Origin of the sequence: Variovorax trehalosi (assembly GCF_051216415.1) — a bacterium.
GTDB lineage: Bacteria > Pseudomonadota > Gammaproteobacteria > Burkholderiales > Burkholderiaceae_C > Variovorax.
In genome coordinates this window covers 100,203-124,600 of the sequence record NZ_JBPJZG010000004.1, presented here as the reverse complement: position 1 = coordinate 124,600, position 24,398 = coordinate 100,203, and the positions used below count along the sequence as shown (strand labels likewise).

The following is a 24,398-nucleotide window of genomic DNA, read 5'->3' as shown; positions in this document are numbered from 1 at the left end:
TCCTAGCGTTTCTTGGAGGGAGAGGAAAAAGAAGAGAGCGAAGCAAGCAGCGACTCGGCGGTCGCCACGAACCCGTGCAGCTGCTGCACGATGAAATGAATGCCGCGCGTGACATACGCGGGCGACGGGGTGCCGCACGCGTCCTTCAGCAGCACGCAGTCGTAGCCGAGGAAGTTCGCGTCCTGCAGCGTCGAAAACACGCAACGGTCGGTGTTGATGCCCGCGAACAGCAGCGTGGTGATGCCTTGCTGGCGCAACACGCTGTCGAGCTCGTTGTCCCAGAAGCCGCTCAGGCGGTGCTTGTGGACGGTGATGTCGCCGGGCTCGACGGCCAGCTCGTCGATCACCTGTGCGCCCCACTCGCCCTGCACCAGCGAGGGGCCGTGGTCGATGGGCGAATGCTCCGCATAGCCGACGCCGTCGGCACTGCGCTTGCCCTTGAATTGCACCGTGGGCGACAGGTTGAGGCGGTCCGCGCGGATGCCCCAGTTGAGCCACACCACGGTGCCGCCGGCCGCGCGCCACGCCGGCAACAGCCGGGCGATGGCCGCGATCGGTTTGCGCGCCGCACGGATGCCGATGCCCTTCTGCGCGAACCAGCCCTCGGGGTGGCAGAAGTCGTTCTGCATATCGACCACGACGAGCACGCTGCGCGCGAGGTCGAACTCGATCGGTTGCGGCTCGGCCGGCATCTGCACGGGCCGCGGCCGCTGGGGCACACGCACCAGACTGATCCGGCCGGCGTCCAGCGTCCAGGCGTTGTGGGGCGCCGGCCCGAAGCGGGCGGGCGCTTGCGCTGCATTGGTGCGCGAAGGTGTGGTTCGGCGTGTCATGCCGCAAAGGCATGCAGCGGCCGTGCCAAAAGGTGCGCCTCATCCGTACCGATTCGCGTGCTGTGCGTTGCCGTTGCGGCAACGGTTGCGGTGACGGCCACGCGTGTTTCTGGCGCGCTTCGTGCAACGGTTGAGGCATGAACCACCTTCGCTTCCTGCGCTATGCAGACGAGGTCGCCCGGGCCGGCTCGATCCGCCAGGCGGCCGAGCGCCTGCACGTCGCGCCCTCCGCCGTCAACCGCCGCATCCAGGACCTCGAGGAGGAACTGGGCACGCCGCTCTTCGAGCGATTGCCGCGCGGCATGCGGCTCACCGCGGCGGGCGAGCTGTTCGTGCGCTACATCCGGGGGCGCGCGTCGGAGCTGGACCGCGTGCGCTCCGAGATCGAGGAGCTGCAGGGCTTGCGGCGCGGCTCGGTGCGGCTGGTGGCGAGCCAGGCGCTCGCGCCGCGCTTCCTGCCGGCCGCCATCAACGACTTCGGCCAGACGCATCCGCTGGTGGCTTTCGATGCGCGCATCGGCGATCACGTGCAGGCCGCCGGCGCGCTGCGCAGCTTCGAGACCGATCTCGCGCTGGTGTTCAACCTCGCGCCGGAGGCCGACATCGAGCGCGTGTGCGCGGTCGAGCAGAAGCTCATGGCGATCATGCACAGGCGCCATCCGCTGGCCAAGGCGAAGGCCCTGCGCCTGCGCGACTGCGCCGACTACCCGGTCGTGCTGCCGAACCGCGACACGGGCGGACGCCAGCTGCTCGAGCGCTTTCTCGCGCGCAGCTCCACCTCGATCCGGGCCATGGTGGAGAGCAACAGCTTCGAGTTCCTGCGCGGCTGCCTGTACGACGGCCAGTCGATCTCGTTCCAGATGGCCATCGGTACCCGGACCGAAGACCCCAACATCGTGGCCCGCGACATCGAGGACCGCGGCTTTCCGCGCGGCGAACTGGTGCTGGCCAGCCTGCGCGGACGGCAGTTGCCGGTGATCGCCTATGCCTTCGCGGAGTTCCTGCGCAAGCGGCTCACCGAGCCTTCCGGAGCGGACTAACGCGAGAGCGCGGGCAGTGCTTTCTCCAGCGTCGCGACGAAAGCCTGCATCGCCTCGGTCTCGTGCGCACCGCGCTTGGCGATGCGGTAGAAATCCAGCCCCACCTTCGGCTTGACCAGCACGTCGGTGCGCACGCGGTGACGGCGGCAGGCCGCGAGCGCGAAGGTCGGCATCACGGCAGTCCCGAAGCCGGCCTCGACCATCGAGATCAGCGTGCCGAAGAAATTGAAGGTGGGCCGCTGCGCGTCGGCGCGGCCGATGGTGGCCACCAAGTGCTGGTCGATCACCTTCTGGATCGGGTTGCCCGGGGGCAGGCCGATGAGTTCGGCGGTGCGCAGCGCGGACCAGGGCGCGGTGCCGACGGCCAGAGCTTCATCGTCTTCTGGAGACGACGCCACGCGCATCAGGTGAAAGCGCCCGACCGGCGTGCGCGCCAGGCCCGCCGCGGCCTTGAAGAAGAAGCCGAGCCCCATGTCGGCATCGCCGGCCGCAACCATCGCTTCCACGTCGCGCAGGTCCGCATCGAAGAGGCGCAGGCTCACTTGCGGATGCGCCTGGCGGAATGTGGTGAACACCTGCGGAAGCAGGTGCGAGGACACCAGCGGCGTAGCCGCGATGCGCAAGGTCTGGCGTGCCTCGTCGCCCTCGGCGCCGAGCTGCGCGGCCACGTCGTCGAGGTCGGTGACGAGCCGTTCCACCACCGGCAGCAGCCGCCGGCCCGATGGTGTGAGGCTCACCACGCGCGTCGTGCGGTCGAAGAGCCGGCAGCCCAGCTGCTTTTCCATCTCGCGGATCAGGATGCTCAGCCCCGCCTGCGTGATGTGCGCCTGCTCGGCCGCGCGCGTGAAGTTGCCGAGGCGCGCCACCTGCAGGAAGGCGCGCATCTGGCGGGTCGAGAGGTTCATAAGGATTCATGATAAATCCATAGCATATCTAAATTTCACAAATGGCGAACTTCCGTTCCCAATACGACCCGAGACAAACGGAAGCCTTTCAAGAGCCATGAACGACAAGCAAGTGATCATCCTGGGCGCCGGCATCGGCGGCCTGACCCTCGCGCTGAGCCTGCACCAGGCCGGCATTCCGTGCCGCGTGTACGAGGCGGTGCCCGAGCTCAAGCCCCTGGGCGTGGGCGTGAACCTGCTGCCTCATGCGGTGCGCGAGCTGACCGAACTCGGCCTGCTGCCGCAACTGGACAAGGTGGGCGTGCGCACGAAGGAGTCGATCTTCTTCACCGAACACGGCCAGCTGATCTTCCAGGAAGCCGCGGGCGAGCACGCGGGCTACGACTGGCCGCAGTTCTCGATCCATCGCGGCGATCTGCAGACGGTGCTGCTCGAAGAAACGCTCAAGCGCCTCGGCGCGGACAGCGTGGTCTGCAACCACCGCTGCACCGGCGTGACGCAGCACGCGGGTGGCGTCACCGTGCACTTCGCCGATGCGCCCGCCGTGCACGGCGCGGTGGCCATCGGCTGCGACGGCATCCACTCCGCATTGCGCAAGCAGCTCTATCCCAACGAAGGCGCGCCGCGCTATTCGGGCGTAAACATGTGGCGCGGCACCGCGCGATGGAAGCCCTTTCTCTCGGGCGCGAGCATGGTGCGCGCGGGCTGGCTCGCGGTCGGCAAGATGGTGATCTATCCGATCCGCAACGACATCGATGCCGAAGGCCACCAGCTCGTGAACTGGGTCGCCGAGATCCACGCGCCGCAGCCCGCAATGCGCGACTGGAGCCGCGCCGGCCGGCTCGAGGACTTTCTTCCCGCCTTCGCCGACTGGCACTTCGACTGGCTCGACGTGCCCGCGCTGATCCGCGCCTCGGACACCATCCTGGAGTACCCGATGGTCGACCAGGACCCGCTGCCGCGCTGGACGCACGGCCGCCTCACGCTCTTGGGCGACGCCGCGCACCCGATGGTGCCGCGCGGCTCCAACGGCGCGGGGCAGGCGATCATCGATGCGCGCTTTCTCGCGGGCGCGCTCAAGGACCTGGGCGTGGGCACCGCGGCGCTGGAAGACTACGACCGCGTACGCGTGAAGGCCACCACCAACGTCGTGCTGACCAACCGCAGCAACCCGCCCGACGCGATCCTGCGCGAGGTGTTCGAGCGCTCGGGCGGCCAGCGCTTCGGGCAGATCGAGGACGTGGTGAGCCAGGCCGAGCTGCAGGCCATCTCGGACAACTACAAGCGCGTAGCCGGCTACGACCCGGTGGCGCTGAAGGCGCGCGCCTCGTACCTCTGAGCCGGCACTTCCTCCACAGAACGAACAAGACGGAGACAACCCATGCGATTCATTGCCAAGACCCTCACCACCCTGCTCGTTGCAGCAAGCGCCGCCGCGGCCCACGCCTGGCCCGACCAGCCGATCACGCTCGTCGTGCCCTACACGCCGGGCACCGGCATCGACCTCGTCGCACGCCAGCTCTCGGCCCGCCTGCCCGCGCTGCTGGGCCAGCCCGTGATCGTGGAGAACCTCGCCGGCGCCAGCGGCAACATCGGCAGCGAAAAGGTCGCGCGCGCCAAGCCCGACGGCTACACGCTGATGGTGCAGGTCAACACGCTGGTGATGAACCGCAGCCTCTACAAGTCGCTGAGCTACGACCCCGTGGCCGACTTCGCGCCGGTATCGCTCACCTCGTGGGGCACGCTGCTGCTGGTAACCAACCCCAATGTGCAGAAGGCGACGTCGGTCGCGCAGATGGTGAGCGTGGCCAAGGCCGAGCCCGCCAAACTGACCTACGCCACGCCGGGCGTGGGCACGCCGCACCACCTGTCGATGGCGCTCCTGATGCAGGGCACCGGCACCGACCTGCTGCACGTGCCGTACAAAGGCACGGCCGGCGCGGTGACCGACCTCCTGGGTGGGCGCATCGACTACATGTTCCTGCCGGTGCACGTGGCGCTGCAGCACATCCAGGTCGGCAAGCTCAAGGCCATCGCCACCGGCAGCAGCAAGCGACTGCCGCAGTTGCCCGACGTGCCGACGCTCGCCGAGGCCGGCGTAACCGCCGACAACGTGGACATGTGGTACGGCGTGCTCGCGCCCAAGGGCACGCCGCCCGACGTGGTGGCGCGGCTCAACAAGGAGATCGCGGCGGTGCTGAAGCAACCCGAGGTGGCGAAGTCGTTCGAGTCGCAGGGCATGGTGCCAGCGGGTTCGACGCCGGGGGAGTTCGGGGCGCTGGTGAAGAAGGATGCGGATCGCTGGGCGACGGTGGTCAAGCGAGGGAACATCACCGCGGACTGAACGCAGCTGCCCCTGTTCCCCTGTCACCGCCGCGTCGCACTGGGTCACGCGGCTCACGAACACGTCGCCCGTCACCCAACAGTCACGACATCCATCTCTCGAAGCTGCGATACTTTTGGCAATAAGTATTAACTGCCGTGCATGCGCCATGCATCGCATCGCTGTACGGCTCCGAGCGAGAGAGATGACGAGGGAAGAGGGACATGACGCTGAAATTCACAGCCATCGTTGGCTTTTGTCTGGCGCTGGCTGCATGTGGTGGGAGTGGGGACGGCGGCGGCGCCGGAGGTTTTTCCAGCCTTGCGGGTGCAGGTGCCGCCGGCACGAACGGCCAGCAGGCCAAGGTCGGGCTCACACCCGAAGTGCCACCTGAGCAGTCGCCGGACAGCACGAAGGCTTTCTCTTTCAAGGAAGCGAACAGTGCGGGTGCAACCGCTCCGCTGCAAGCTTCGGATTCCGAGACGATGGGCGGCCTGGTAGCCAGCACCGCCTCGTCGGGACCGCCTGTCGATCCAGCCTCCCTGGCGGCACGGGCTGCACTGAAACTCAAGCGGCAGCTTCTTCCTTCCGAATGGGGTATCGGCTTTGCAAGCGCACCCGGCGGAGCGGCGCTCACGAGAACGCTGCGGGTCACCGACAGCCGTGGCGGCGCCTTGCCGTGGACCGCCACCTCCAACGCGTCCTGGCTTTCCGTGACAAGCGGCGGAACCACCGGCACCGGCCCGGGCGCGGGCCTGGTGCTCACCGCGAATCCCCAGCTGGCGACGATGGATGCGATCAACTATGCGACGGTCACGCTGAAGACCTCCGATCCGGACGTGACCTCCGCGGTCGTCAAGGTTGGCCTGTGGCGTTCCGGCAGTGCACTGACCGCCGTGACTACATTGCCCACTGGCTACACCAACGTCGTCGCCGACAAGATCCGGCCCTACGTTTACGCGCACAACGGCGGCACGTCCATCGACATCTATAACGCGCATCTCGGCACGAAGGCCGGCACCATCGCGGATGTCGGAACCACCCTGGCGGAAATGACCGTTGCACCCGACGGCAGCAAGCTCTACGTGGGGGATACAAGCAACGACACCGTCGCCGTCATCGATCTGGCGACTGCGTCGAAGACCGGGACCTGGCCGCTGACGGGAAGGTATGTCCACTCGGCCCTGAGCTTGCTGGCGATCCGTACCAATGGCCAGGACATCGTTCTGGTCGGCGACGGCTATGCGTATGTGGATGGCCGGAATGTCGCCACCCTGCCGACATCGAGTTCCTCTGGCACCTGGGTTTTTGCCGCCTCGCCCGATGGCCGACGGCTTTTCGCGCAGAACGAGGGTCTCAGCCCCGCCACCGTGATGGCCTTCGATGTCGACTATCCGGCCACGCCAGGGGCGGTGCTGCGGATAACGTCCACCGCAACGAAATGGAACGCCAACTCCTCGGCGAACGGGCAGGACCTCGCAATGAATGCAGATGGGTCCGCGCTCTATGTGGCATCGGCCAATCCCCCCCGTTGTTACTCTCTTAATCCTGTCAGTCTGGCCTGGATTGCAGACCTTCCCGGCGGAAACTCCTTCCCCAACAATATCGAGATCACCAGCGATGGCCGCGTGATATGCGGCATCGACGACTGGTACACGAACGCCGACCTCTGGATCCATTCGCCCGATGGACGTTTGCTGAAGTCCTTCAAGCTCGCAGGCTATGCGAAAAACATTCTTTCCCGCCAACTGGTAGTCACACCGGACGGAATGATGGCCGTCGGCCTGACGAGCGATCCCCTGATTTCGTTCATTCCTCTCGGCGCTCCGTAACCGCCTTGGCATCGCACCTTCGTGTGCGATGCATCAGCGCGGCGCCGTCTTCCCCGCATGCCGCGCCAGATGCACCTGGTGCAACGTGATCTTGCGCACCTCCGCCTGGCTGGTCTCGATGTGCGCGCGCAGCAGCATCGCGGCCTGATCACCCCGGTTCGCGCGGATCGCCTTCAGGATCTTCGCGTGCTCGTCGTAGGTGGCTTCGATGCGCGGCTGCTGCGTGAAGTCGAGCCGGCGGATGATGCGGATGCGGTCGGTCACGTCGCTGTGCACGCGCGCCATCTCGGCATTGCCCGCGGCGGCCACGAGCGAGCAGTGAAAGGCTTCGTCCCACTGCGCGACCTGCGCCGTGTCGGTGCTGCGCTCGGCCACCGGCACGAGCCAGATGCCGGCCAGCGTGTCGAGCAGGCTGCGATCGACCCGGTGGTCGGCTTCGCAGATGCGGTGCACCGCGGTGGTCTCCAGCACCATGCGCAGGTCGTAGAGCTGCTCGAACTGGTCGAAGTCGAACGGCAGCACGCGCCAGCCGCTGCGGAACAGCACCTCGACGAAGCCCTCCTGCTGCAACCGGAACAGCGCCTGCCGCACCGGCGTGCGCGACACGCCGAGCCGGTCGCTGATCTCGTTCTCGGTGAAGCGGTCGCCGGGCACGAGGATGAACTCGGCCACGTCGCGCTTGAGCTGCGCGTAGACCTCGTCGGCGCGTGTACGAAAAACGGCCGTATCGGCTGCGGGCGCGGGAGTGGCGGAAGCTGGGCGGGGTCGGACGGTAGACACGTGGGGGATGGTAGTCGCTGGCGCCGGCTTCATGTCGCGTGGTTCAGCGCGGCGAGCAACGCCGCGCTCGGCGCGGTCCAGCCGACGATGGCGCCCTGCGCGCGGATCATGTCGAGCGTCGCCGCCTTGAAGGCCGGGAAGTAGCTCTCGGTGCAGTCCTCGAGCAGCAGGCCGTCGTAGCCGCGGTCGTTGGCTTCGCGCATGCTGGTCTGCACGCAGACCTCGGTGGTGACGCCGCCGAACAGCAGGTGCGTGATGCCGCGCTGCTGCAGCAGTTCATGCAGGCCGGTCGAGTGGAACATGCCCTTGCCGGGCTTGTCGATGACGATCTCGCCGTCGACCGGCGCGAGTGCATCGATGATCTGGTTGCCGGGTTCGCCGGCCACGAGGATGCGGCCCATCGGGCCTTCGTCGCCGATGCGCAGGGTCGGGTTGCCGCGGTTGCGCTTGGCCGGCGGACAGTCCGAGAGGTCCGCCTTGTGCGCCTCGCGGGTGTGGACCACCAGGCCGCCAGCTTTGCGCCACGCCGCCAGTGCGGCTTCCGTCGCAGGGACGATCGCTTCGAGCAGCGACACGTTGTTGCCCAGCGTTTCGCCGAAGCCGCCGGGTTCGATGAAATCCCGTTGCATGTCGATGAGGATCAGCGCCGTGCGCGCCAGCTCGAATTCGTAGGCGAAGGGGTTGGCTTCTTCTATGCGCATGCTGGCTCCGGCTCGTGGTGTCCACCACCCATGTGTGCGCCGATCACGTGCCGCTCCGCACCTGCAGCTGAGGTCTCGAACACGATCTGCCCTTCGCTCATCACGACGATGCGGTCGGCCAGCTCCAGCAGTTCATCGAGGTCTTCGCTGATCAGCAGCACCGCCCCGCCCTTCTCGCGCACCTGCACGATGCGTTCGTGGATCTCCGCGACGGCTGCGAAATCGAGGCCGAACACGGGGTTCGCGGCGATCAACACGTTGATGTCGCCGGCCAGTTCGCGCGCGAGCACCGCGCGCTGCACGTTGCCGCCCGAGAGGCTGCGGATCGGTGCGCCCTCGCCCTGCGTCTTGACGCCGTACTCGGCAATCCATTCGCGTGCGCGGCTGCGCCAATACGGGAAGTTCAGCACGCCGCCGCGCGACAGCGGCGGTCTGTCGAAATCGCGCAGTGCCATGTTCTCGGCCACGCTGAGGTCGCCCACGCAGGCGTTGCGCAGCGGCTCTTCGGGCAGGCTGCGGACCTTGAGGCTGCGGTTCTCGGCGCGGCGCGCATTGTAGGGCTGGCCCATCACGGTCACGCGGCCGGCCAGCCGGGGACGCTGCCCGACCAGGGCCTCGACCAGTTCGCGCTGTCCGTTGCCGGAGACGCCCGCCACGCCGAGGATCTCGCCGGCCCGCACGGACAGGCTCAGATCATGCAGCGCGAGCGTGCCGCGGTCGCCTTGCGCCTTGAGGCCCTCGACCTTCAACGCAACGGGCGCCGCATCGGCCACGGGCTTCCTGGCAACTGGCGATGAAGCCGGCGCGGAAACCGCCGACTCTTCGCCCCCCATCATGGCCTGTGCCAGTTGCGCCGGGCTCGTGTCCGCCACGCGGCAGTGATGCACCGCCTTGCCCCTGCGCAGCACCGTCACGCTGTCCGCATACGCCATCACCTCGCGGAACTTGTGCGTGATGATGAGCACGGTGCACAGGCCGCTGCGCGCGAACTCGCGCACATGGCCCAGCACCTCGTCGGCCTCCTGCGGCGTGAGCACCGAGGTGGGCTCGTCGAGGATCAGGAGGCGCGGCTTGAGGTACAGCTGCTTGAGCAGTTCGAGCTTCTGCTTCTCGCCCGCCGCAAGCTCCGAAGGCCGCACATCGAGGTCGAGACTGAAGGGCGTGGTCGCGAGAAACGCCTTCAGCTCCGCGCGTTTCGTTTTCCAGTCGATCAACGCGGGCGTCTTGCCGCCGGCCAGCAGCAGGTTCTCGGCCACCGTCATGCCCGGCGCCAGCGTGAAGTGCTGGTAGACCATGCCGATGCCCAGCGCGCGCGCGACGATGGGGTTGGCGATGTCCTGCTCGCGCCCGTCGATCAGGATGCTGCCCTCCTCCGCGCGCTGGAAGCCGGCGACGCACTTCACCAACGTGCTCTTGCCCGCGCCGTTCTCGCCGAGCAACGCATGCACCGTGCCGGGTTCGACGCGCATGGTCACCTTGTCCATCGCAGTGAAGGTGCCGAATCGCTTGGTCAGTTGGTAGGTATCGAGCGCGAGTGCGCCGCTGCCTGCGGGCAGTGCGCCGATGGCGTGGGGAGCGGCGCTCATTTGTGCATCAGCCCAGCGCGGCCAGCAGCTGCTTCGAGGTGGTGTGCGCGCCGAACACGCCACCCTGCATCGTGATCATCTTCAGCGCAGCGAGATGGTTGCCGTGGTCGGTGGCGGCCGTGCAGTCCGACAGCAACAGGCACTCGAAGCCGCGGTCGTTGGCATCGCGCATCGTGGTGTGCACGCACACGTCGGTGGTGATGCCCGCGAGGATCAGGTTCTCGATGCCGCGCGTGCGCAGGATGAGCTCCAGGTCGGTGGCGTAGAACGAGCCCTTGCCGGGCTTGTCGATCACCACCTCGCCGGGCAGCGGCGCGAGTTCGGGGATGAGCTCCCAGCCCGGCTCGCCGCGAACGAGGATGCGCCCGCACGGGCCGTCGTCGCCGATGCCCACGCCGTTGGCGCCGATCTGCCGCGAGCGCCAGCGCTTGTTGGCCGGCAGGTCCGCAAGGTCGGGGCGATGGCCTTCGCGCGTGTGGATGATGTGAAAGCCCAGCGGCCTCAATGCGGCGAGCGTTCGCGCGATCGGCTGGATAGGTGCCTGCACCAGCGCGAGGTCGTAGCCCATCACGTCGACGTAGCCGCCCTTGCCGCAGAAGTCGGTCTGCATGTCGATGACGATCAGTGCGGTGTTTTCGGGGCGCAGGTCCCCGTTGTAGGGCCAGGCATAGGGCTCGGAAGCGACGGTTTTCATGGCGGTGCTCATCCTCGGTAGTTGCGTTCCGGCGGCGAGAAGCCGCAGCTCGTGCCGTCGGTCACCTTCACGTCGGCGCTCCACGGCAGCCTGTAGATGCCGGCGGCCATGTCGTGCATGTAGGTGTAGGGGCAGTCCTGCGCGCCGCCCTTCACTGCGACATAGCCGCGGTGGTAGAGCTGGTAGATGTTGTTCTCCACGCCCCAGCCGGTGCGCGCCTCGCGCACGAGGTCGGGCCGCAGTTCGGCGGTGATGATCTCGTCGACGCGCCCGCCGCCCTCGACCAGCACCGTGCCGTCGAAGTTGCAGAACATGCCCTCGCCCATCGAGTCGAAGCTGCCGTCGCTGCCGCACAGGCACACGCTCGCGGTGTAGGCGAGGTTGCAGAAGGCGTTCGACTGGTTGGTGATCTTCCACGCGTGGCGGATCGGTGCGGTGTAGCCGGCCGTGCGCAGGATGATGTCGGCGCCCTTGTAAGCGGCCTCGCGCGCCATCTCGGGGAACATGCCGTCGTGGCAGATGATCAGCGAGAGCTTGCAGCCGTTCGGGCCGTCGCACACGGGAATGCCGAGGTTGCCGGGTTCCCACGGCTCGACCGGAACCCACGGGTGCAGCTTGCGGTAGTAGAGCTTGATGGCGCCCTGGTCGTCGATGATGAGCCCGCTGTTGTACGGATTGCCGCCCGGGTTGGCTTCCATGATCGAGAAGCAGCCCCAGATGCGGTGCTCGATACACGCGCGCTTGAAGGCCGCGACCTCGGGGCCGTCGAGCGTGCACATGATCTCGGGGTTCGTGTCCATCGAGAGGCCGTGCAGCGCGTATTCGGGGAACACCACGAGGTCCATCGTCGACTGGTTGCGGCGCGCCTTGCCCACCATCTCGCAGATGCGCTGCGTCTGTGCAGCGAGGTCGGCCGGCGTCTTCACGTTCGGCAACTGCAGTTGCACCAGGCCGACGACGACGCCGTGCGCCGATTTGTTGAGGCCACCCAGACCGCTCATGGTGTTCAATTCCTTGTCGATGAAAGTTCGCCGGGGCTGCCGATGGCGGCGCTCCCCGGCTTGCAGGTGAGCACCAGGATCACCAGCGTGAGCACATAAGGCACGGTGTTGAAGAGGTGGTAGCCCCAGCCGATGCCGATGGACTGCAGCGCAGGCCCGATGGCGCCCGCACCGCCGAAGAGAAAGGCCGCGCCCACGCAGCGCAACGGGCTCCAGCGCGCAAAGATCACGAGCGCGACGGCGATCAGGCCCTGGCCGCTGGAGATGCCTTCGTTCCAGCTGCCCGGATAGAACAGCGTGAGCGATGCGCCGCCGAGCCCGGCGATGAAGCCGCCCGCCGTGGTCGCCGCGATGCGCAGGCCCGAGACCGAGTAGCCGAGCGCGCGCGTGGCCTGCGCCGAATCGCCGGCCATGCGCACCAAGAGGCCGGCGCGCGTGCGCGCGAAGCCCCACCAGAGCAGTACCGCGAGCGCCATGCCGATGGGCACCAGCGCATTGAGTTGCAGCGCCGAGCGCACCACCGTGTTGTCGCTCCAGAAGCCCAGCGGTATCGCGGGGATCTGCGGCGCCTGCGGCTGGATCAGCGGCTTGCCCAGATAGAACGCGAGCCCCGTGCCGAGCAGCATCAATGCGATGCCGGTCGCCACGTCATTGACGCGATCGAGCGAACACAGGAGGCCGTGCAGCAGTGCGAGCACCGCACCCGCCAGCGCACCGATCAGCACGCCGAGCCACGCCGAATCGGTGAGGTAGGCACCGCCGAAGGCCGCCATTGCCGACAGTACCAGCACACCTTCGAGCCCGAGGTTGATGCGGCCCGATTTCTCGGTGAGGCATTCACCCAGGCTCACGAAAAGAAAGGGCACGCCCACCCGCAGCGCGCCGCCGACGATGCCGGCCACGAGCGCGATCCATTGATCGGCGGTCATGCGGGGCTCCCCGAAGCGCGGAACAGGCGCGTGCGCAGCGCCTTCCAGTCGACCATGCGCAGCCCCTCGCTCGCAAGGATCAGCACGAACGCGATGCCCTGCAGCACCAGCACCGAGGCATCGGGCAAGCCGAGCCGCCGCTGCAGCAGGCTGCCCGCCGCGCCGAAGCCGCCGAACAGGATCGCCACCGGCACGATGGCCACCGGGTTGTGCCGCGCGATGAACGACACGAGGATGCCCGCGTAGCCATACCCCGCGATCAGCGAGGCGTTGGCGTTGGTGTGCACCGCCGCCACCTCGACCGCGCCCGCGAGGCCCGCGCAGGCACCACCCAGTGCGCAGCTGCCAAGGATGAGCCGCGTGGCGGGCAGGCCCACGAGCTGCGCGGTGCGTGGGTTGCCGCCGACCACGCGTACCGAGAAGCCCGAGGCGGTCGCGCGCAGCCACCAGCCGAGCCCGAGGCATGCCACGACACCGATCGCCAGGCCCCAATGCACGTCCGATCCGCCGATGCCGCCGATCAGCAGCCCGTCGTTCAGTGCATAGGTCGATGGCTTGTTGAGACTCGCCGGATCGCGCAGCGGCCCCTCGACCAGGTGCTTGAAGATGCCGATGGCGATGTAGGCCAGCAGTAGGCTGCTGATGGTTTCGTTGATGCCGCGGTATTGGCGCAGCCAGCCCGCGAGAACGATCCACAGGGCGCCTGCGAGTGCGCCTGCGATGCAGACAATCGCCGTGCCCACGACGTTGGCAGGCAGCGGCACCGCATGCGCGAGCGCCGCGCAAGCCAGCCCGCCCAGCACCAGCGCGCCTTCGCCGCCGATGACGATCAGCCCCGCGCGCGCCGGCAGCGCCACGCACAGCGCGGTGAGCATCAAGGGCGCCGCGCGCTGCAAGGTGTTCTGCCACGAGAACCAGTCGCCGAACGCGCCCTTGAAGAGCGTCGCCCAGACCTCCACCGGATCGACACCCGCAAAGGCCACGAGCACGCCGAACAGCAGCAGCGCCGCCGCGATGGCGAACACCGGCAGGGCGAATTCCTTGAGCGCGTGACGCATGAGATGGATCTCAGGCGGAACCGATGACGCCTTCGACGAGGTAGTTCATCTTCTCGAGCTCCAGGTCCGTCTGCTTCAGGACCTTGCCGGCCGGCACCACGACCGCGCCCTTGTTGTCCTTGATGCCGTCCTTGAAGATGTCGAAGGTGCCCGCGATCATCTTGGCCTTGATGTCGTCGGCCTGCTTCTTCGCGGCGTCCGGCACCATGGGGCCGTAGGCGGACATCTTCACGTAGCCCTCCTTCAGGCCGCCGCGCAGGAAGTTCGGGTGCGGCTTGCCGGTTTGCGCGGCTTCGATGGCGGTCTTGTAGGCGGTGAGCCAGTTCCACTCGGCACCGGTGAGGTAGGCGTTCGGTGCGAGCTTGGCCTGGCTTGCGTGGTAGCCGCAGACCATCTTGCCGCGCTTGGCTGCGGTCTCGACCACCACCTTCGGGCCATCGACGTGCATGGTGAACACATCGCAGCCCTGGTCGGCCAGGCTGTTGGTGGCCTCGGCCTCCTTCACGGCCATCGACCAGTCGCCGGTGAAGATCACGCTGCAGGTGATGTTCGGCTTGACCGAGCGCGCACCGAGCGTGAAGGCATTGATGTTGCGCAGCACCTGCGGAATGGGCTTGGCGGCGACGAAGGCGATCTTGTTGCTCTTGGTCATGTGCGCGGCGATCACGCCGTTCAGGAACTGGCACTCGTCGATGTAGCCGAAGAAGCTGCCCGCGTTCTTGGGGTGCTTGCCTTCGGTCCAGAGGCCGCCGCAGTGCGAGAAGCGCACGTCGGGGTACTTGGGCGCCACGGCAAGGATGTGCGGATCGAAGTAGCCGAAGGACGTGGGGAACAGCAGCTTCGCGCCGTCCTGCGAAATCATGCCGGCCATGGTCTTCTGCACGGCCGCGGTCTCGGGCACGTTCTCTTCCTCGACCACCTTGATGCCGGGCAGCTTCTTGATTTCGGCGGCGGCCATGGCGTGCGCCTGGTTGTAGCCGTAGTCGTCGCGCGCGCCGACGTAGATCACGCCGACGGTCAGTGGCTTGGCCTGCGCGCTGGCGAACGCGCTCCAGCCTCCGAGGGTGCCGGCGGCGCCGAGCGCGGCCAGGGATTTGAGGGAATCGCGACGATTGAATGGGCTGGTCATGGCGTTCTTTCGGAGGAGTTGAAGGAGTTGCAAAAAATGTGCCGCGCGATGCGCCGAGTTCAGGCCGGCAAGCTCACGTGGGCGGCGGCCACGCGCCAACCGTCGTCGGTGCGTATCCACGTCTGGCTCTGGCGGCCGATCTCGCGGCTGCCTTCGCGGCGGAACTCGACGTTCGCCGTCGCGAAGTCGCGGCCGTAGGTGGTGATGACGGTGCGCAGCAGTTCGCGCGGCGGGCTCTGCACCGGCAGCGAGGCGCGGAAGGCGCGGATGTCGGCGTGGCCGTAGTGGTTCTCGGAGAATCCGTAGCGCAGCGTGTGCGGGCTGTTCCAGAACAGCTCGTCGAGCACGGCGCGCTGGTTGGTCACGAGCGCTTCTTCGTAGCGCGCGAACACTGCGCTGACTTCGGCGTGCACCTCGGGGAGGTTGATCTCCAATGTCATCGGCGCACCTCGCGCTGGAAGATATCGAGGCTCAATTTCTTCATCGCGACGAAGCTCTCGGTGCTCAGCGTCTCGATGGTGCGCGGGCGCGCATCGCCGTAGCGCAGGATCTCGGCCACCTTGGTGGGCCGCTTGGTCAGCAGCAGCACTTCGTCGGCGAGGTACACGGCCTCCTCGAGATCGTGCGACACCAGGAGCATCGTGGTACCGGTCTGCATGAACACCTCCTGCAGCTTCTCGCGGATGAAGAGCGTCATCTCGAAGTCGAGCGCGGAGAAGGGTTCGTCCAGGAACAACACCTCGGGGTTGGGTGCGAGCGCCCGCATGATCGACGCGGTCTGCTGCTGGCCGCCCGAGAGCTCGTACGGAAAGCGCTTCAGGTCGAACTTCACGTCGAACGACGCGACCAGTTCCTCCATGCGCCGGTCCACCTCGGCCTTGCTGCGCCCTTCGAGCTTCAGCGGATAGGCGATGTTGTCGATGGTGCGCATCCACGGGAACATCGCCTCGCGGTAGTTCTGGAACACGTAGCCGATCTTGGTGTCCTTGCGCTGCTTGCCGTCGAACAGGATCTCGCCCGCATCGATGGGAATCAGGCCCGCGATCATGTTGATGAGCGTGGACTTGCCGCAGCCGTTGGGCCCGAACACCGAGACGATGCGGTGCTTGGGAATGTCGAGGTCGAAGTTCTCGTACAGCGGCCAGCCCGCGAAGTACTTGGTGAGGCCGCGAATGGTGATGTGCGTGCCAGCCGGGCCGGGCTTGAAGACCGGCTTGGGCACATCGGCATACACCGGGCCGTTGATGACGATGTCCTGCGTGACTTTCATCGCCCGCTCCAGTGCACGATGCGGCGCTCGGCGACAAGGAAGAGGATGTTGAGCGCATAGCCCAGCGCGCCGGCTGCCAGGATCGCCGCGTACATGCTCTTCACGTTGAGCACCTGCTGCGCATCGATGATGCGGTGCCCCAGGCCCGTGTCGGAGCCGATGAACATCTCGGCCACGATGACGATCACCAGCGCCATCGACACCGCCGAGCGCAGGCCGACGAAGCTGGGCTGCAGGCTCTCCCAGATCAGCACGTCCTTGAAGACCTGCCAGCGCGAGGCGCCCATGACCTTCGCCGCCATCACGCGTTGCTTGCGTGCGTTGATGACACCGTAGGCGCTGTTGAACACCACGATGAGCAGCGCCCCGAATGCCGCGATGGCGATCTTGTTGACGTCGCTCACGCCGAAGATCAAGAGGAACAGCGGAATGAGCGCAGACGACGGCGTGGAGCGAAAGAAGTCGATCAGGAACTCGACGCTGCGGTACGCCTTCTCGTTGCTGCCGAGCAGCACGCCCAGCGGCACACCGACCACCGCCGCGATGAGAAAGGCCTGCAAGGTGCGCCACACGGTCATCGCGAAGTCGGTGAGCAGCGGCCCGCCCGCCAGACCCGTGATCAGCGCGGCGATGGTGTCGGCGGGCGTGGGCAGCAGGATGGGCTTGATGAAGCCCAGGCGCACCACCAAGTCCCATGCGATGAAGAGGACGACCGGGCCGATGAAGGGCAACAGGCGGTCGCGCAGCGGGGGCTTCGGTGCAGCGGCGTTGAGGCTGGCCGGCGGTGTCCACGGCGCGGCCGTGGCCGTGGTCGTGCTTGCGTCGGCCATGGTCATGCCTTGTAGAGCAGGCCGTCCACGAGCACCTTCTTTTCGAAGATGCCTTTCTCGGTGAACAGGTCGTAGAACTTCTGGAAGTACGCGACGTCGCTCGGCTTGAACTCGTTGTAGAGCATGTACGACGCGAGCGGCACCTCGGCCGTGAGCTTGCCTTCAATGGCGGTGTAGCCCTTCATGTGCTGGCGCGCGTCGTCGGGCTTGGTCCGTACCAGCTCCACGCCGCGCGCGTAGGCAGCGATGTATTTCTTCGCGACCTCCGGGTTCTTCTTGATGAACTCGGTGGTGAGGCTCGCTGCACCGCCGTGCCACGGCGCCATCGGATCGCCGAGGATGTACTTCGCCACCACGCCGGCCTCGATCACCCGCGTGGTGCCGTTCATGCGGCCCACGGTGCCGGTGGGCTCGAGCGTGTAGCAGGCATCGACCTGGCCCGCGACGAGCGCGGCCACATGCTGGCCGATGGGCAGTTCGCTCACGACCGCGCCCTTGGCGCCGGCGCGCTCCAGCATGGTCTTGCACAGCGTGACGTTCTGGATGCCGGGGCCCGAGGCGACCTTCTTGCCGGCCAGCTCGGCCATGGTCTTGACCGGGCTGTCCTTGGCGACGATGAACTCGTCGAGCACGAACTTCGCGTTGCTCGGGTTGGTGCAGAAGATCTTGAAGAGGCCCGGCTGCGCGATCTCGCCGATGGCGAGGTTGGCCGAGCCGGTCCCGTTGGCGCTGCCGTCGCAGCGGCCCGCGAGCATGCCCTCCATCACCTGCTGCGCGCCGGCGAACTTCAGCGGTTCGACGTCGAGCCCCGCTTCCTTGAAGTACCCGCGATCCACCGCAGCGAAAAATGGCAAGCCCGCGGCTACGGGCCAGAAGCCGATGCGCAACTTGGGCGCGGCCTGTGCACGCACGATGGCCGGCGCGGCCAGCACGGCCAGGCCCGCTGCACCGATCCCGGCCTGCAGCAGCTGCCGGCGCGATGCGGAAGATTTCTCGAGGGTGCTCATCGGGACTCCTGGATCAGTTGATTAGTTGGAGATGGCGTTGACGCGGCTCGCGACGTAGGCACGCCAGCCGCCGTGGCGGGTTACGTCCTCTGCATCGGCCAGCGCGTGGCCCTCGCAGATGAAGCCGTTGACCCGGCTGCCGTCGGCCAGCTCGACGCTGCCGAGTCCCAGCGGTGGCGGGATCAATGCGAGGAAGCTGCCGACCTGCGCGATCGGCATGGCCCATATCTCCAGCGCGATGGCGGCTCCGCCCTGTGCGCTGCGTTGAAGTCCGGGCTTGGGCGGCGTGGTGCCGGGGAGCGCGAAGAGGCGGTAAGCAGGCGACGTGGTCGTGGTGCGCAGCAGCGTGGCGCCGCGCTCGGTGAGCTGGCCGTTGAGCGGCATGCCCGAGAGGTGCGCGCCGACCACGGCGATGGGGAGCGTCTGCGGCGCCGGTGCCGCAAGACCGGGCACGGGGCGCGGTGCGGGCAGCGGCAGGCCGGTCGCGCCCTGCGGGAGGCCGGTCGCGTGGTGATAGCGCTGGCCGAGGTCGGCCAATGCGAGATCGCTGCCGCTCGGGCCGATCAACGTGATGCCGAACGGCAGGCCGTCGGCACGCAGGCTGCTCGGCACCGAGAGCGCCGCGTAGTCGAGCAGATTGACGAAGTTGGTGTACGCGCCGAGGTTGCGGTTGAGCGCTACCGGGTCGGCGCGCATCTGCTCGCGTGTGTAGTGCGTGGGCGCGGTGGGCACCAGCAGCACGTCGATGTCGCGCCACATCGGTTCGACTTGTTGTGCGATGGCGCGCAGGCGGGTCTGCGCTTCGAACACGTCGGCGGCCACGTAGCCTTTTCCGCTCGCCAAGATACTGCGCACCGGCTCGATCACCTCGTCGGCGTGCGCGTCGAAGAATTCGCGCACCGCAGCATAGCGTTCGGCGACGAGTGCGCTTTCATAAAGCAGCGCGGCGGCCTCGGCGAGCGGCGCGTAGGGGATGGTGACGGCCGTGCCGCCCAGCGCCACGAGCCTGGCCCGTGCATCGCGGAAGGCTTCTTCGGCCGCGGTGTCGCCGAAGAAGCTCAGCGTGTCAGGCACGCCGAAGTTGAACTGTGCGGGCAGCGGCCTGCGACGCATCGCGATGTCGCGCGAGTACGGGTCGCGCGGGTCGTGGCCGGCGGCGGCGAGCATCACATCGACGGCCAGCGCGACGGTGCGCGCGAAGATGGAAACGCAGTCCGCACTCTGCGCCGCCGGCACCACGCCGAAGGTGCTGAGCAGCCCGCGCGAAGGCTTGAGGCCGACGATGTTGTTGAGCCCGGCGGGCACGCGGCCCGAGCCGGCGGTGTCGGTGCCGAGGGCGAAGTCGACCTCGCCCGCGGCCACCACGTACGCCGAGCCGGAGCTGGAGCCGCCGGAGACATAGCGCGCATCGAAGGCGTTGGGCACTTCGCCATACGGCGAGCGCGTGCCGTTCAGGCCGCAGGCGAACTGGTCCAGGTTGGTCTTGCCGACCAGCGATGCACCGGCTTCGAGCAGCCGCTGCACCACGGCTGCATGCACCGTCGGCTTGCGGTCGAAGGCCGGGCAGGCGGCGGTGGTAGGCACGCCGGCCACGTCGATGTTGTCCTTGACCGCGAAGCGCAATCCGGCGAGCGGCAGGGTCACGCCGGGGGTGTCGGCGGTTTCGGCACCGGCCACGGGGGCCGCGAATTTCGCAATCCAGGCAGCGGCGGTCAGCGGGTTAGGTTCATGCACCATCATCAGGCATCCAAACTTGTGTACAAGTCGAGATGCAAGCAATGTGCCAGCCGGCCACGTGCGGGAAGCGGCCGGTCAGTGCATGTCAGTCAGAGGGGCGGATCAGCTCCGCTTGGCGTTCCGGTAAAGGCTTTCGACCTTGGGAATGTTCGCCTCGAGCTTCGCGATCCGGTCGGTGCCGCTCGGATGGGTCGACAGGAAGCTCAACCCGCCCTGGTTCTTCGAGGCGGTTGCCATCTTGTTCCACAGCGACACCGAGGCCTTCGGGTCGTAGCCCGCGCGCGCCGCGAGTTCGAGCCCCACGAGGTCGGCCTCCGTCTCGTCGCTGCGGCTGAACTTGAGGGTGATGAGCTGCGTGCCGGCACGCGCCGCAAGGTCCCCCACCTGGCCGAGGCCGAGCAACTGCGCGCCGATGGACAGCGCCGCGCCGGTGCCAGCGCTCTTCGCCATGCGGGCGCGGGCGTGTTCGCGCAGCGCGTGAGCCATCTCGTGGCCCATCACCATCGCGACCTCGTCGTCACTGAGCTTGAGCTGCTCGAGGATGCCGGTGAAGAAGGCGATCTTGCCGCCGGGCATGCAGAAGGCGTTGATCTGCTTGCTGCCGATCAGGTTGACCTCCCACTTCCATTCGCGCGCCCGCGTGTTCCAGGGCGTGGCAAAGGGAATGAGCCGCTGCGCGATGGCACGCAGCCGCTGCAGTTGCGCGTTGTTGTCGCCGGCGAGCGCGTTCTTGGCGCGGGCCTGCGCAAGCAACTGGCCGTACTGCTGGACGCCGGCCGCCTCGATCTTGTCCGCCGGCACCAGGTTGCGCGCCACCGAGGCGTTGCCGACGTTGACCTGCGAGAGCGCCGGGCGGCTCATTGCCACGCCGGCTGCGATCAACAGGAAGGCCCTGCGCAACTGCCAGGCCGAAGCAGGGGAAGTGGCGGAGATGGGGCGGTCGCAGCGTGTGCACATGGGGTCGGATCATAGGAACAAATGAAGACAAACGGGTGGGCCGATCCCCGTCGCCGCTCATGGACAATCCGGGGTTCATGTCCGCCCCGCCGCTCGAAACCCCCACCGCCCCCAAACCGTCCTGGCGCGACACGCTGAAGGTCTACCTCGAGCCGGCCACGCTGCGCATGCTGGCGCTGGGCTTCTCGGCCGGGCTGCCGCTGCTGCTGGTGCTGGGCACCCTGAGTTTTCGCCTGCGCGAAGCGGGCGTGGACCGCACCACCATCGGCTACCTGAGCTGGGTGGGCCTGGCCTATGGCTTCAAGTGGGTCTGGGCGCCGCTCGTCGACCGGATGCCGCTGCCGCCGCTGACCACGCTGCTCGGGCGGCGCCGCGGTTGGCTGCTGCTGGCGCAGTGCGTGGTCATCGCGGGGCTGATCGGCATGGCCATGAACGACCCGCGCAACGGGCTCGCGCCGCTGGTCTGGTGCGCGCTGCTGGTGGCCTTCGGCTCGGCCACGCAGGACATCGCGCTGGACGCCTTCCGCATCGAATCGGCCGAGACCCGCAAGCAAGCCGCGCTCGCCGCCGCCTACCAGACGGGCTACCGGCTCGCGATGATCTGGGCCGGCGCCGGCGTGCTGTGGGTCGCGGCCTGGGCCGAAGTGACGCCAGCCGTCGCCGCAACCGGTGCGGCGGCCTACCAGAACGGCGCCTGGAAGACCGCCTACCTCGTGATGGCCGCCTCGATGGGCGTCGGCGTGCTCACGGTGCTGCTGTCGCCCGAGCCGGTGCGGCTTGTGCTGCCGAAGGCGAAGAACGCGGCCGAGTGGCTGCAGAACGTGCTGATCGACCCCTTTGCCGACTTCATCCGCCGCTACAAGTGGCAGGCCGCGCTGATCCTCGCGCTGATCGCCATCTACCGCATCAGCGACGTGGTGATGGGCATCATGGCCAACCCGTTCTACGTGGACATGGGCTTCACCAAGGACGAGGTGGCCACGGTCAGCAAGATCTACGGCGTGGTCATGACGCTGGCCGGTGCCTTCGTGGGCGGCGTGCTCTCGATGCGCCTGGGCGTGATGCGCGTGCTGATGCTGGGCGCGGTGCTCAGCGCCGCGAGCAACCTGCTGTTCGCCTGGCTGGCCTCGCGCGGGCATGACCTCACGGCACTCATCGCGGTGGTTTCGGCCGACAACCTGGCCGGCGGCATCGCCTCGGCCGCCTTCATCGCCTACCTGTCGAGCCTGACCAACATCAGCTACTCGGCCACGCAGTACGCCCTGTTCAGTTCGCTGATGCTGCTGCTGCCCAAGTTCATCGCCGGCTATTCGGGCGCCTTCGTCGATGCCTACGGCTACAGCCAGTTCTTCACCGCCACCGCGCTGTTGGGGGTGCCCGTGCTCCTGCTGGTCGCGCTGGCCTCGCGGCTGACGGTCACCACAAGCGCCGCCGACCGTCAATAGGGCCCTGGCCCTAGGCTGCATCCATGGGAAACAGCCGACGCTGAGCGGCGCGCACTGCTGGTAGGCTGCGTGACATTCATTGCGTGAAAATTACGCTTTTGTCCAACGACGCCCTTTCGCCTGCCGCGCGCCCCAAGATTCATCGTGCTCTCCCGTATTTCTCCTCTACAGATCAGCGCTTACACGGCCACATCGGCCGTCGGCGTCGGCAAGGCCCCGCTCGCCGAGGCGCTCGAAAACTCCCGCAGCGGCCTGCGTGCCAATGATTTCGGCGATGCGCCGCTGCCCACATGGATCGGCCGTGTCGATGGGCTCGAAGACATCCGCCTGCCCGAGACGCTGGCTTCCTGGGACTGCCGCAACAACCGGCTGGCCTGGCTGGGCCTGCAGGCCGACGGTTTTCTCGAAGCGGTGGCGGCTGCGCGTGAGAAGTACGGCGCCTCGCGCGTCGCGCTGATCCTGGGCACCTCGACCGCCAGCATCGGCGAGACCGAGCTGGCCTACACCCAGCTCGACGAGCGCGGCATGTTCCAGCCGGACCAGCGCCGCGCCGAGGTGCACACGCCCCATTCGCTGGCGATGTTCGTGCAGCAGGTGCTGGGCCTCCAAGGCCCGAGCGAGACCATCTCGACCGCCTGTTCATCGAGCGCCAAGGTGTTCGCCTCGGCCGAGCGGCTGATCCGCCTGGGCCTGGCCGATGCGGCGGTGGTGGGCGGCGCGGACACGCTCTGCGGCAGCGTGCTGTTCGGCTTCAACTCGCTGGAGCTGGTGTCGAAGGAGCCCTGTCGGCCGTTCGACGCCGGCCGCAACGGCATCAGCCTGGGCGAGGCCGCGGGCTTCGCACTGGTCGAACGCGTGCAGACCGGCGCGGCAGCTTCGCCGCTGCACCTCCTGGGCTACGGCGAGGCGAGCGACGCGCACCACATGTCGACCCCGCACCCCGAGGGCCTGGGCGCCGAGCGCGCGCTCGACGAGGCGCTGGCGCGCGCCGGCCTCGCCCCCGAGGCCATCGACTACATCAACATGCACGGCACCGCGAGCCAGAAGAACGACGAGGTCGAGGGCGCGCTGGTGGCGCGCCGCTTCCCCGCCACCACGCACGCGAGCTCGACCAAGGGCTTCATGGGCCACACACTGGGCGCGGCGGGCATCGTCGAGGCGGTGATCAGCCTGCTGGCGATCGAGCGCGGCCTGAAGCCGGGCACGGTGGGCTCCCGCACGATCGACGAGGGCTTCGGCCCGCAGATCAGGCTCGCGCCCGCGCACGGGGAGGTGCGCTATGCGCTCTCCAACTCCTTCGGCTTCGGCGGCAACAACTGCTCGCTGGTGTTCGGCAAGGCGGCGGCATGAGCAAGACCGTGACGCCTCCCACCCTCTACATCGAAGGCCCGGCCTTCTGGACGCCGACGCTCCCCGGCTGGGACGCTGCGCGCGCGGCCTTCCGCGGCGAAGGCGTGCTGGCCGATCCGCCGGCCAAGCGCCCGTCGCCGCAGGTACTGGCGCCGGCCGAGCGCCGCCGCGCGCCCGACACCGTGGCGCTGGCGCTCGAAGTGGCCGCCGCCGCGATGGCCGCCTCGGGCCGCAATGCGGCCGACGTGCCCTGCGTGTTCGTCTCGGCGCACGGCGATCTCTCGATCAACGACTACATGTGCAGCACGCTCGCGACCGACCCAACGGTGCTCTCGCCCACGCGCTTTCACAACTCGGTGCACAACGCCGCCGTGGGCTACTGGACCATCGGCACCGGCTGCATGGCTGCGAGCAATTCGGTCTCGGCCTTCGAGCACAGCTTCGCGACCGGCCTGCTCGAAGCGGCCGTGCAGTGCGCGGCCGACCACAGCCCGGTGCTGATGGTGGGCTACGACACGCCCACGGTCGGCGCGTTGACCTCGGTGACCGACAGCCGCGGGCTGCTGGCGGTGGCGATGGTGATCGCGCCGGAACGCAGCGAGCGCAGCGTGGCCTCATTGGACTGGTCGGTGGCCGGCAGCGAGGGTGACGCAGCCCCTGCCGACACGCCGCCGCACTCGCAAGCCGCACGGTCGCTGGCCGGGATCAACCCGATGGCCCAGGCGCTCGGCCTGTTCGAATCGCTGGCGCACCTGGACGACGAGGCGGGCGCGCCGGTTTCGCTGCAACTCTCAGCCACGCTGTCGCTGCGGCTGCAATTGCGGCCGCTCTCCCGGGGCTGACGCGCCGCCCGCGGAAGGCCGCCTCGCAGCGGCAACCGCAACAGTCCATACTCGAAGAAAATCCAGGAGCACCACCCGCGGCCCCTGGGCTTGGCGCTATGTTTTTCGCAGCACCTCCGGTTGACACGCACGCCTGAGGTTTACCCAAC

At 67.8% G+C, this 24,398-nt stretch carries 23 protein-coding genes; 7 read left to right on the top strand and 16 right to left on the bottom strand.

The features are described from left to right. Positions 1–2 precede the first annotated feature (2 nt). Positions 3–833, bottom strand: a complete 831-nt coding sequence (locus tag ACSFA7_RS16240; RefSeq protein WP_435500331.1) for a cysteine hydrolase family protein — start codon at positions 831–833, stop codon at positions 3–5. Positions 834–970: 137 nt separating this feature from the next. On the opposite strand from ACSFA7_RS16240, the gene ACSFA7_RS16235 reads away from it, so the two are divergent. Continuing rightward, positions 971–1,873, top strand: coding sequence for a LysR family transcriptional regulator (locus ACSFA7_RS16235; RefSeq protein ID WP_206176704.1), 903 nt, complete (start codon positions 971–973; stop codon positions 1,871–1,873). On the opposite strand, the gene ACSFA7_RS16230 is transcribed toward ACSFA7_RS16235, so the two are convergent. Further along, positions 1,870–2,778 (bottom strand): LysR family transcriptional regulator, encoded by a 909-nt coding sequence (locus ACSFA7_RS16230; protein ID WP_435500330.1) that lies wholly within the window; start codon positions 2,776–2,778, stop codon positions 1,870–1,872. The genes ACSFA7_RS16235 and ACSFA7_RS16230 overlap by 4 nt on opposite strands. A gap of 97 nt (positions 2,779–2,875) precedes the next feature. Between ACSFA7_RS16230 and ACSFA7_RS16225 the strand changes: the two genes are divergently transcribed. The 3 genes from ACSFA7_RS16225 to ACSFA7_RS16215 all read left to right on the top strand — a co-directional run bounded on the left by ACSFA7_RS16225 (position 2,876) and on the right by ACSFA7_RS16215 (position 6,933). Then, positions 2,876–4,117, top strand: a complete 1,242-nt coding sequence (locus ACSFA7_RS16225; protein WP_435500329.1) for a flavin-dependent oxidoreductase — start codon at positions 2,876–2,878, stop codon at positions 4,115–4,117. A gap of 42 nt (positions 4,118–4,159) precedes the next feature. Then, positions 4,160–5,122: a tripartite tricarboxylate transporter substrate binding protein gene (locus ACSFA7_RS16220; RefSeq protein ID WP_435500328.1), complete on the top strand. Its 963-nt coding sequence runs from the start codon at positions 4,160–4,162 to the stop codon at positions 5,120–5,122. Positions 5,123–5,325: 203 nt separating this feature from the next. After that, positions 5,326–6,933, top strand: a complete 1,608-nt coding sequence (locus ACSFA7_RS16215) for a YncE family protein (RefSeq protein ID WP_435500327.1) — start codon at positions 5,326–5,328, stop codon at positions 6,931–6,933. A gap of 33 nt (positions 6,934–6,966) precedes the next feature. Here ACSFA7_RS16215 and ACSFA7_RS16210 read toward each other — a convergent pair whose 3' ends face one another. The 14 genes from ACSFA7_RS16210 to ACSFA7_RS16145 form a co-directional block, all read right to left on the bottom strand. Further along, on the bottom strand, positions 6,967–7,713 hold the full coding sequence (locus ACSFA7_RS16210; protein WP_435500326.1) for a GntR family transcriptional regulator: 747 nt from the start codon (positions 7,711–7,713) through the stop codon (positions 6,967–6,969). Positions 7,714–7,742: 29 nt separating this feature from the next. Further along, complete coding sequence (locus tag ACSFA7_RS16205) at positions 7,743–8,414, bottom strand: cysteine hydrolase family protein (RefSeq protein ID WP_435500325.1); 672 nt, start codon at positions 8,412–8,414, stop codon at positions 7,743–7,745. Next, the gene (locus ACSFA7_RS16200) at positions 8,405–10,000 is read right to left on the bottom strand and encodes an ABC transporter ATP-binding protein (RefSeq protein WP_435500324.1); all 1,596 of its coding nucleotides are present in this window, start codon (positions 9,998–10,000) and stop codon (positions 8,405–8,407) included. The genes ACSFA7_RS16205 and ACSFA7_RS16200 overlap by 10 nt, the downstream gene beginning before the upstream one ends. A gap of 7 nt (positions 10,001–10,007) precedes the next feature. After that, positions 10,008–10,694 (bottom strand): biuret amidohydrolase, encoded by a 687-nt coding sequence (biuH, locus tag ACSFA7_RS16195; protein WP_435500323.1) that lies wholly within the window; start codon positions 10,692–10,694, stop codon positions 10,008–10,010. 8 nt (positions 10,695–10,702) lie between these two features. Beyond that, on the bottom strand, positions 10,703–11,695 hold the full coding sequence (locus ACSFA7_RS16190) for a formamidase (protein WP_435500322.1): 993 nt from the start codon (positions 11,693–11,695) through the stop codon (positions 10,703–10,705). A gap of 5 nt (positions 11,696–11,700) precedes the next feature. Further along, complete coding sequence (locus ACSFA7_RS16185; protein WP_435500321.1) at positions 11,701–12,624, bottom strand: ABC transporter permease; 924 nt, start codon at positions 12,622–12,624, stop codon at positions 11,701–11,703. Then, positions 12,621–13,682, bottom strand: coding sequence for an ABC transporter permease (locus tag ACSFA7_RS16180; RefSeq protein ID WP_435500320.1), 1,062 nt, complete (start codon positions 13,680–13,682; stop codon positions 12,621–12,623). The genes ACSFA7_RS16185 and ACSFA7_RS16180 overlap by 4 nt, the downstream gene beginning before the upstream one ends. Before the next feature lie 10 nt (positions 13,683–13,692). Further along, the gene (locus tag ACSFA7_RS16175) at positions 13,693–14,811 is read right to left on the bottom strand and encodes a BMP family ABC transporter substrate-binding protein (RefSeq protein WP_435500319.1); all 1,119 of its coding nucleotides are present in this window, start codon (positions 14,809–14,811) and stop codon (positions 13,693–13,695) included. 59 nt (positions 14,812–14,870) lie between these two features. Next, positions 14,871–15,251 (bottom strand): oxalurate catabolism protein HpxZ, encoded by a 381-nt coding sequence (gene hpxZ / locus ACSFA7_RS16170; protein ID WP_435500318.1) that lies wholly within the window; start codon positions 15,249–15,251, stop codon positions 14,871–14,873. Continuing rightward, a complete protein-coding gene (locus ACSFA7_RS16165) occupies positions 15,248–16,081 on the bottom strand; it encodes an ABC transporter ATP-binding protein (RefSeq protein WP_435500317.1) in 834 nt (277 codons plus the stop codon). Before ACSFA7_RS16165 ends, hpxZ begins: the two co-directional genes overlap by 4 nt. Continuing rightward, the gene (locus ACSFA7_RS16160) at positions 16,078–16,911 is read right to left on the bottom strand and encodes an ABC transporter permease (RefSeq protein WP_435500316.1); all 834 of its coding nucleotides are present in this window, start codon (positions 16,909–16,911) and stop codon (positions 16,078–16,080) included. The genes ACSFA7_RS16165 and ACSFA7_RS16160 overlap by 4 nt, the downstream gene beginning before the upstream one ends. A 2-nt stretch (positions 16,912–16,913) precedes the next feature. Beyond that, entirely contained in the window at positions 16,914–17,918 is a 1,005-nt protein-coding gene (locus tag ACSFA7_RS16155) for an ABC transporter substrate-binding protein (protein ID WP_435500315.1), read from the bottom strand. A gap of 21 nt (positions 17,919–17,939) precedes the next feature. Next, complete coding sequence (gene atzF / locus ACSFA7_RS16150; protein WP_435500314.1) at positions 17,940–19,658, bottom strand: allophanate hydrolase; 1,719 nt, start codon at positions 19,656–19,658, stop codon at positions 17,940–17,942. Between the two features lie 99 nt (positions 19,659–19,757). Then, positions 19,758–20,612 (bottom strand): M48 family metallopeptidase, encoded by an 855-nt coding sequence (locus tag ACSFA7_RS16145; RefSeq protein ID WP_435500313.1) that lies wholly within the window; start codon positions 20,610–20,612, stop codon positions 19,758–19,760. Between the two features lie 59 nt (positions 20,613–20,671). Here ACSFA7_RS16145 and ACSFA7_RS16140 point away from each other — a divergent pair, with 59 nt between their 5' ends. The 3 genes from ACSFA7_RS16140 (at position 20,672) to ACSFA7_RS16130 (ending at position 24,249) form a co-directional block, all read left to right on the top strand. Continuing rightward, positions 20,672–22,057, top strand: coding sequence for an AmpG family muropeptide MFS transporter (locus ACSFA7_RS16140; RefSeq protein WP_435500312.1), 1,386 nt, complete (start codon positions 20,672–20,674; stop codon positions 22,055–22,057). Between the two features lie 144 nt (positions 22,058–22,201). Next, positions 22,202–23,407 carry a beta-ketoacyl-[acyl-carrier-protein] synthase family protein gene (locus tag ACSFA7_RS16135; protein WP_435500311.1) on the top strand — a complete coding sequence of 402 codons (1,206 nt, stop codon included), beginning with the start codon at positions 22,202–22,204 and terminating at the stop codon, positions 23,405–23,407. Beyond that, entirely contained in the window at positions 23,404–24,249 is an 846-nt protein-coding gene (locus ACSFA7_RS16130) for a beta-ketoacyl synthase chain length factor (RefSeq protein ID WP_435500310.1), read from the top strand. Before ACSFA7_RS16135 ends, ACSFA7_RS16130 begins: the two co-directional genes overlap by 4 nt. The last annotated feature ends 149 nt before the right edge of the window (positions 24,250–24,398 follow it).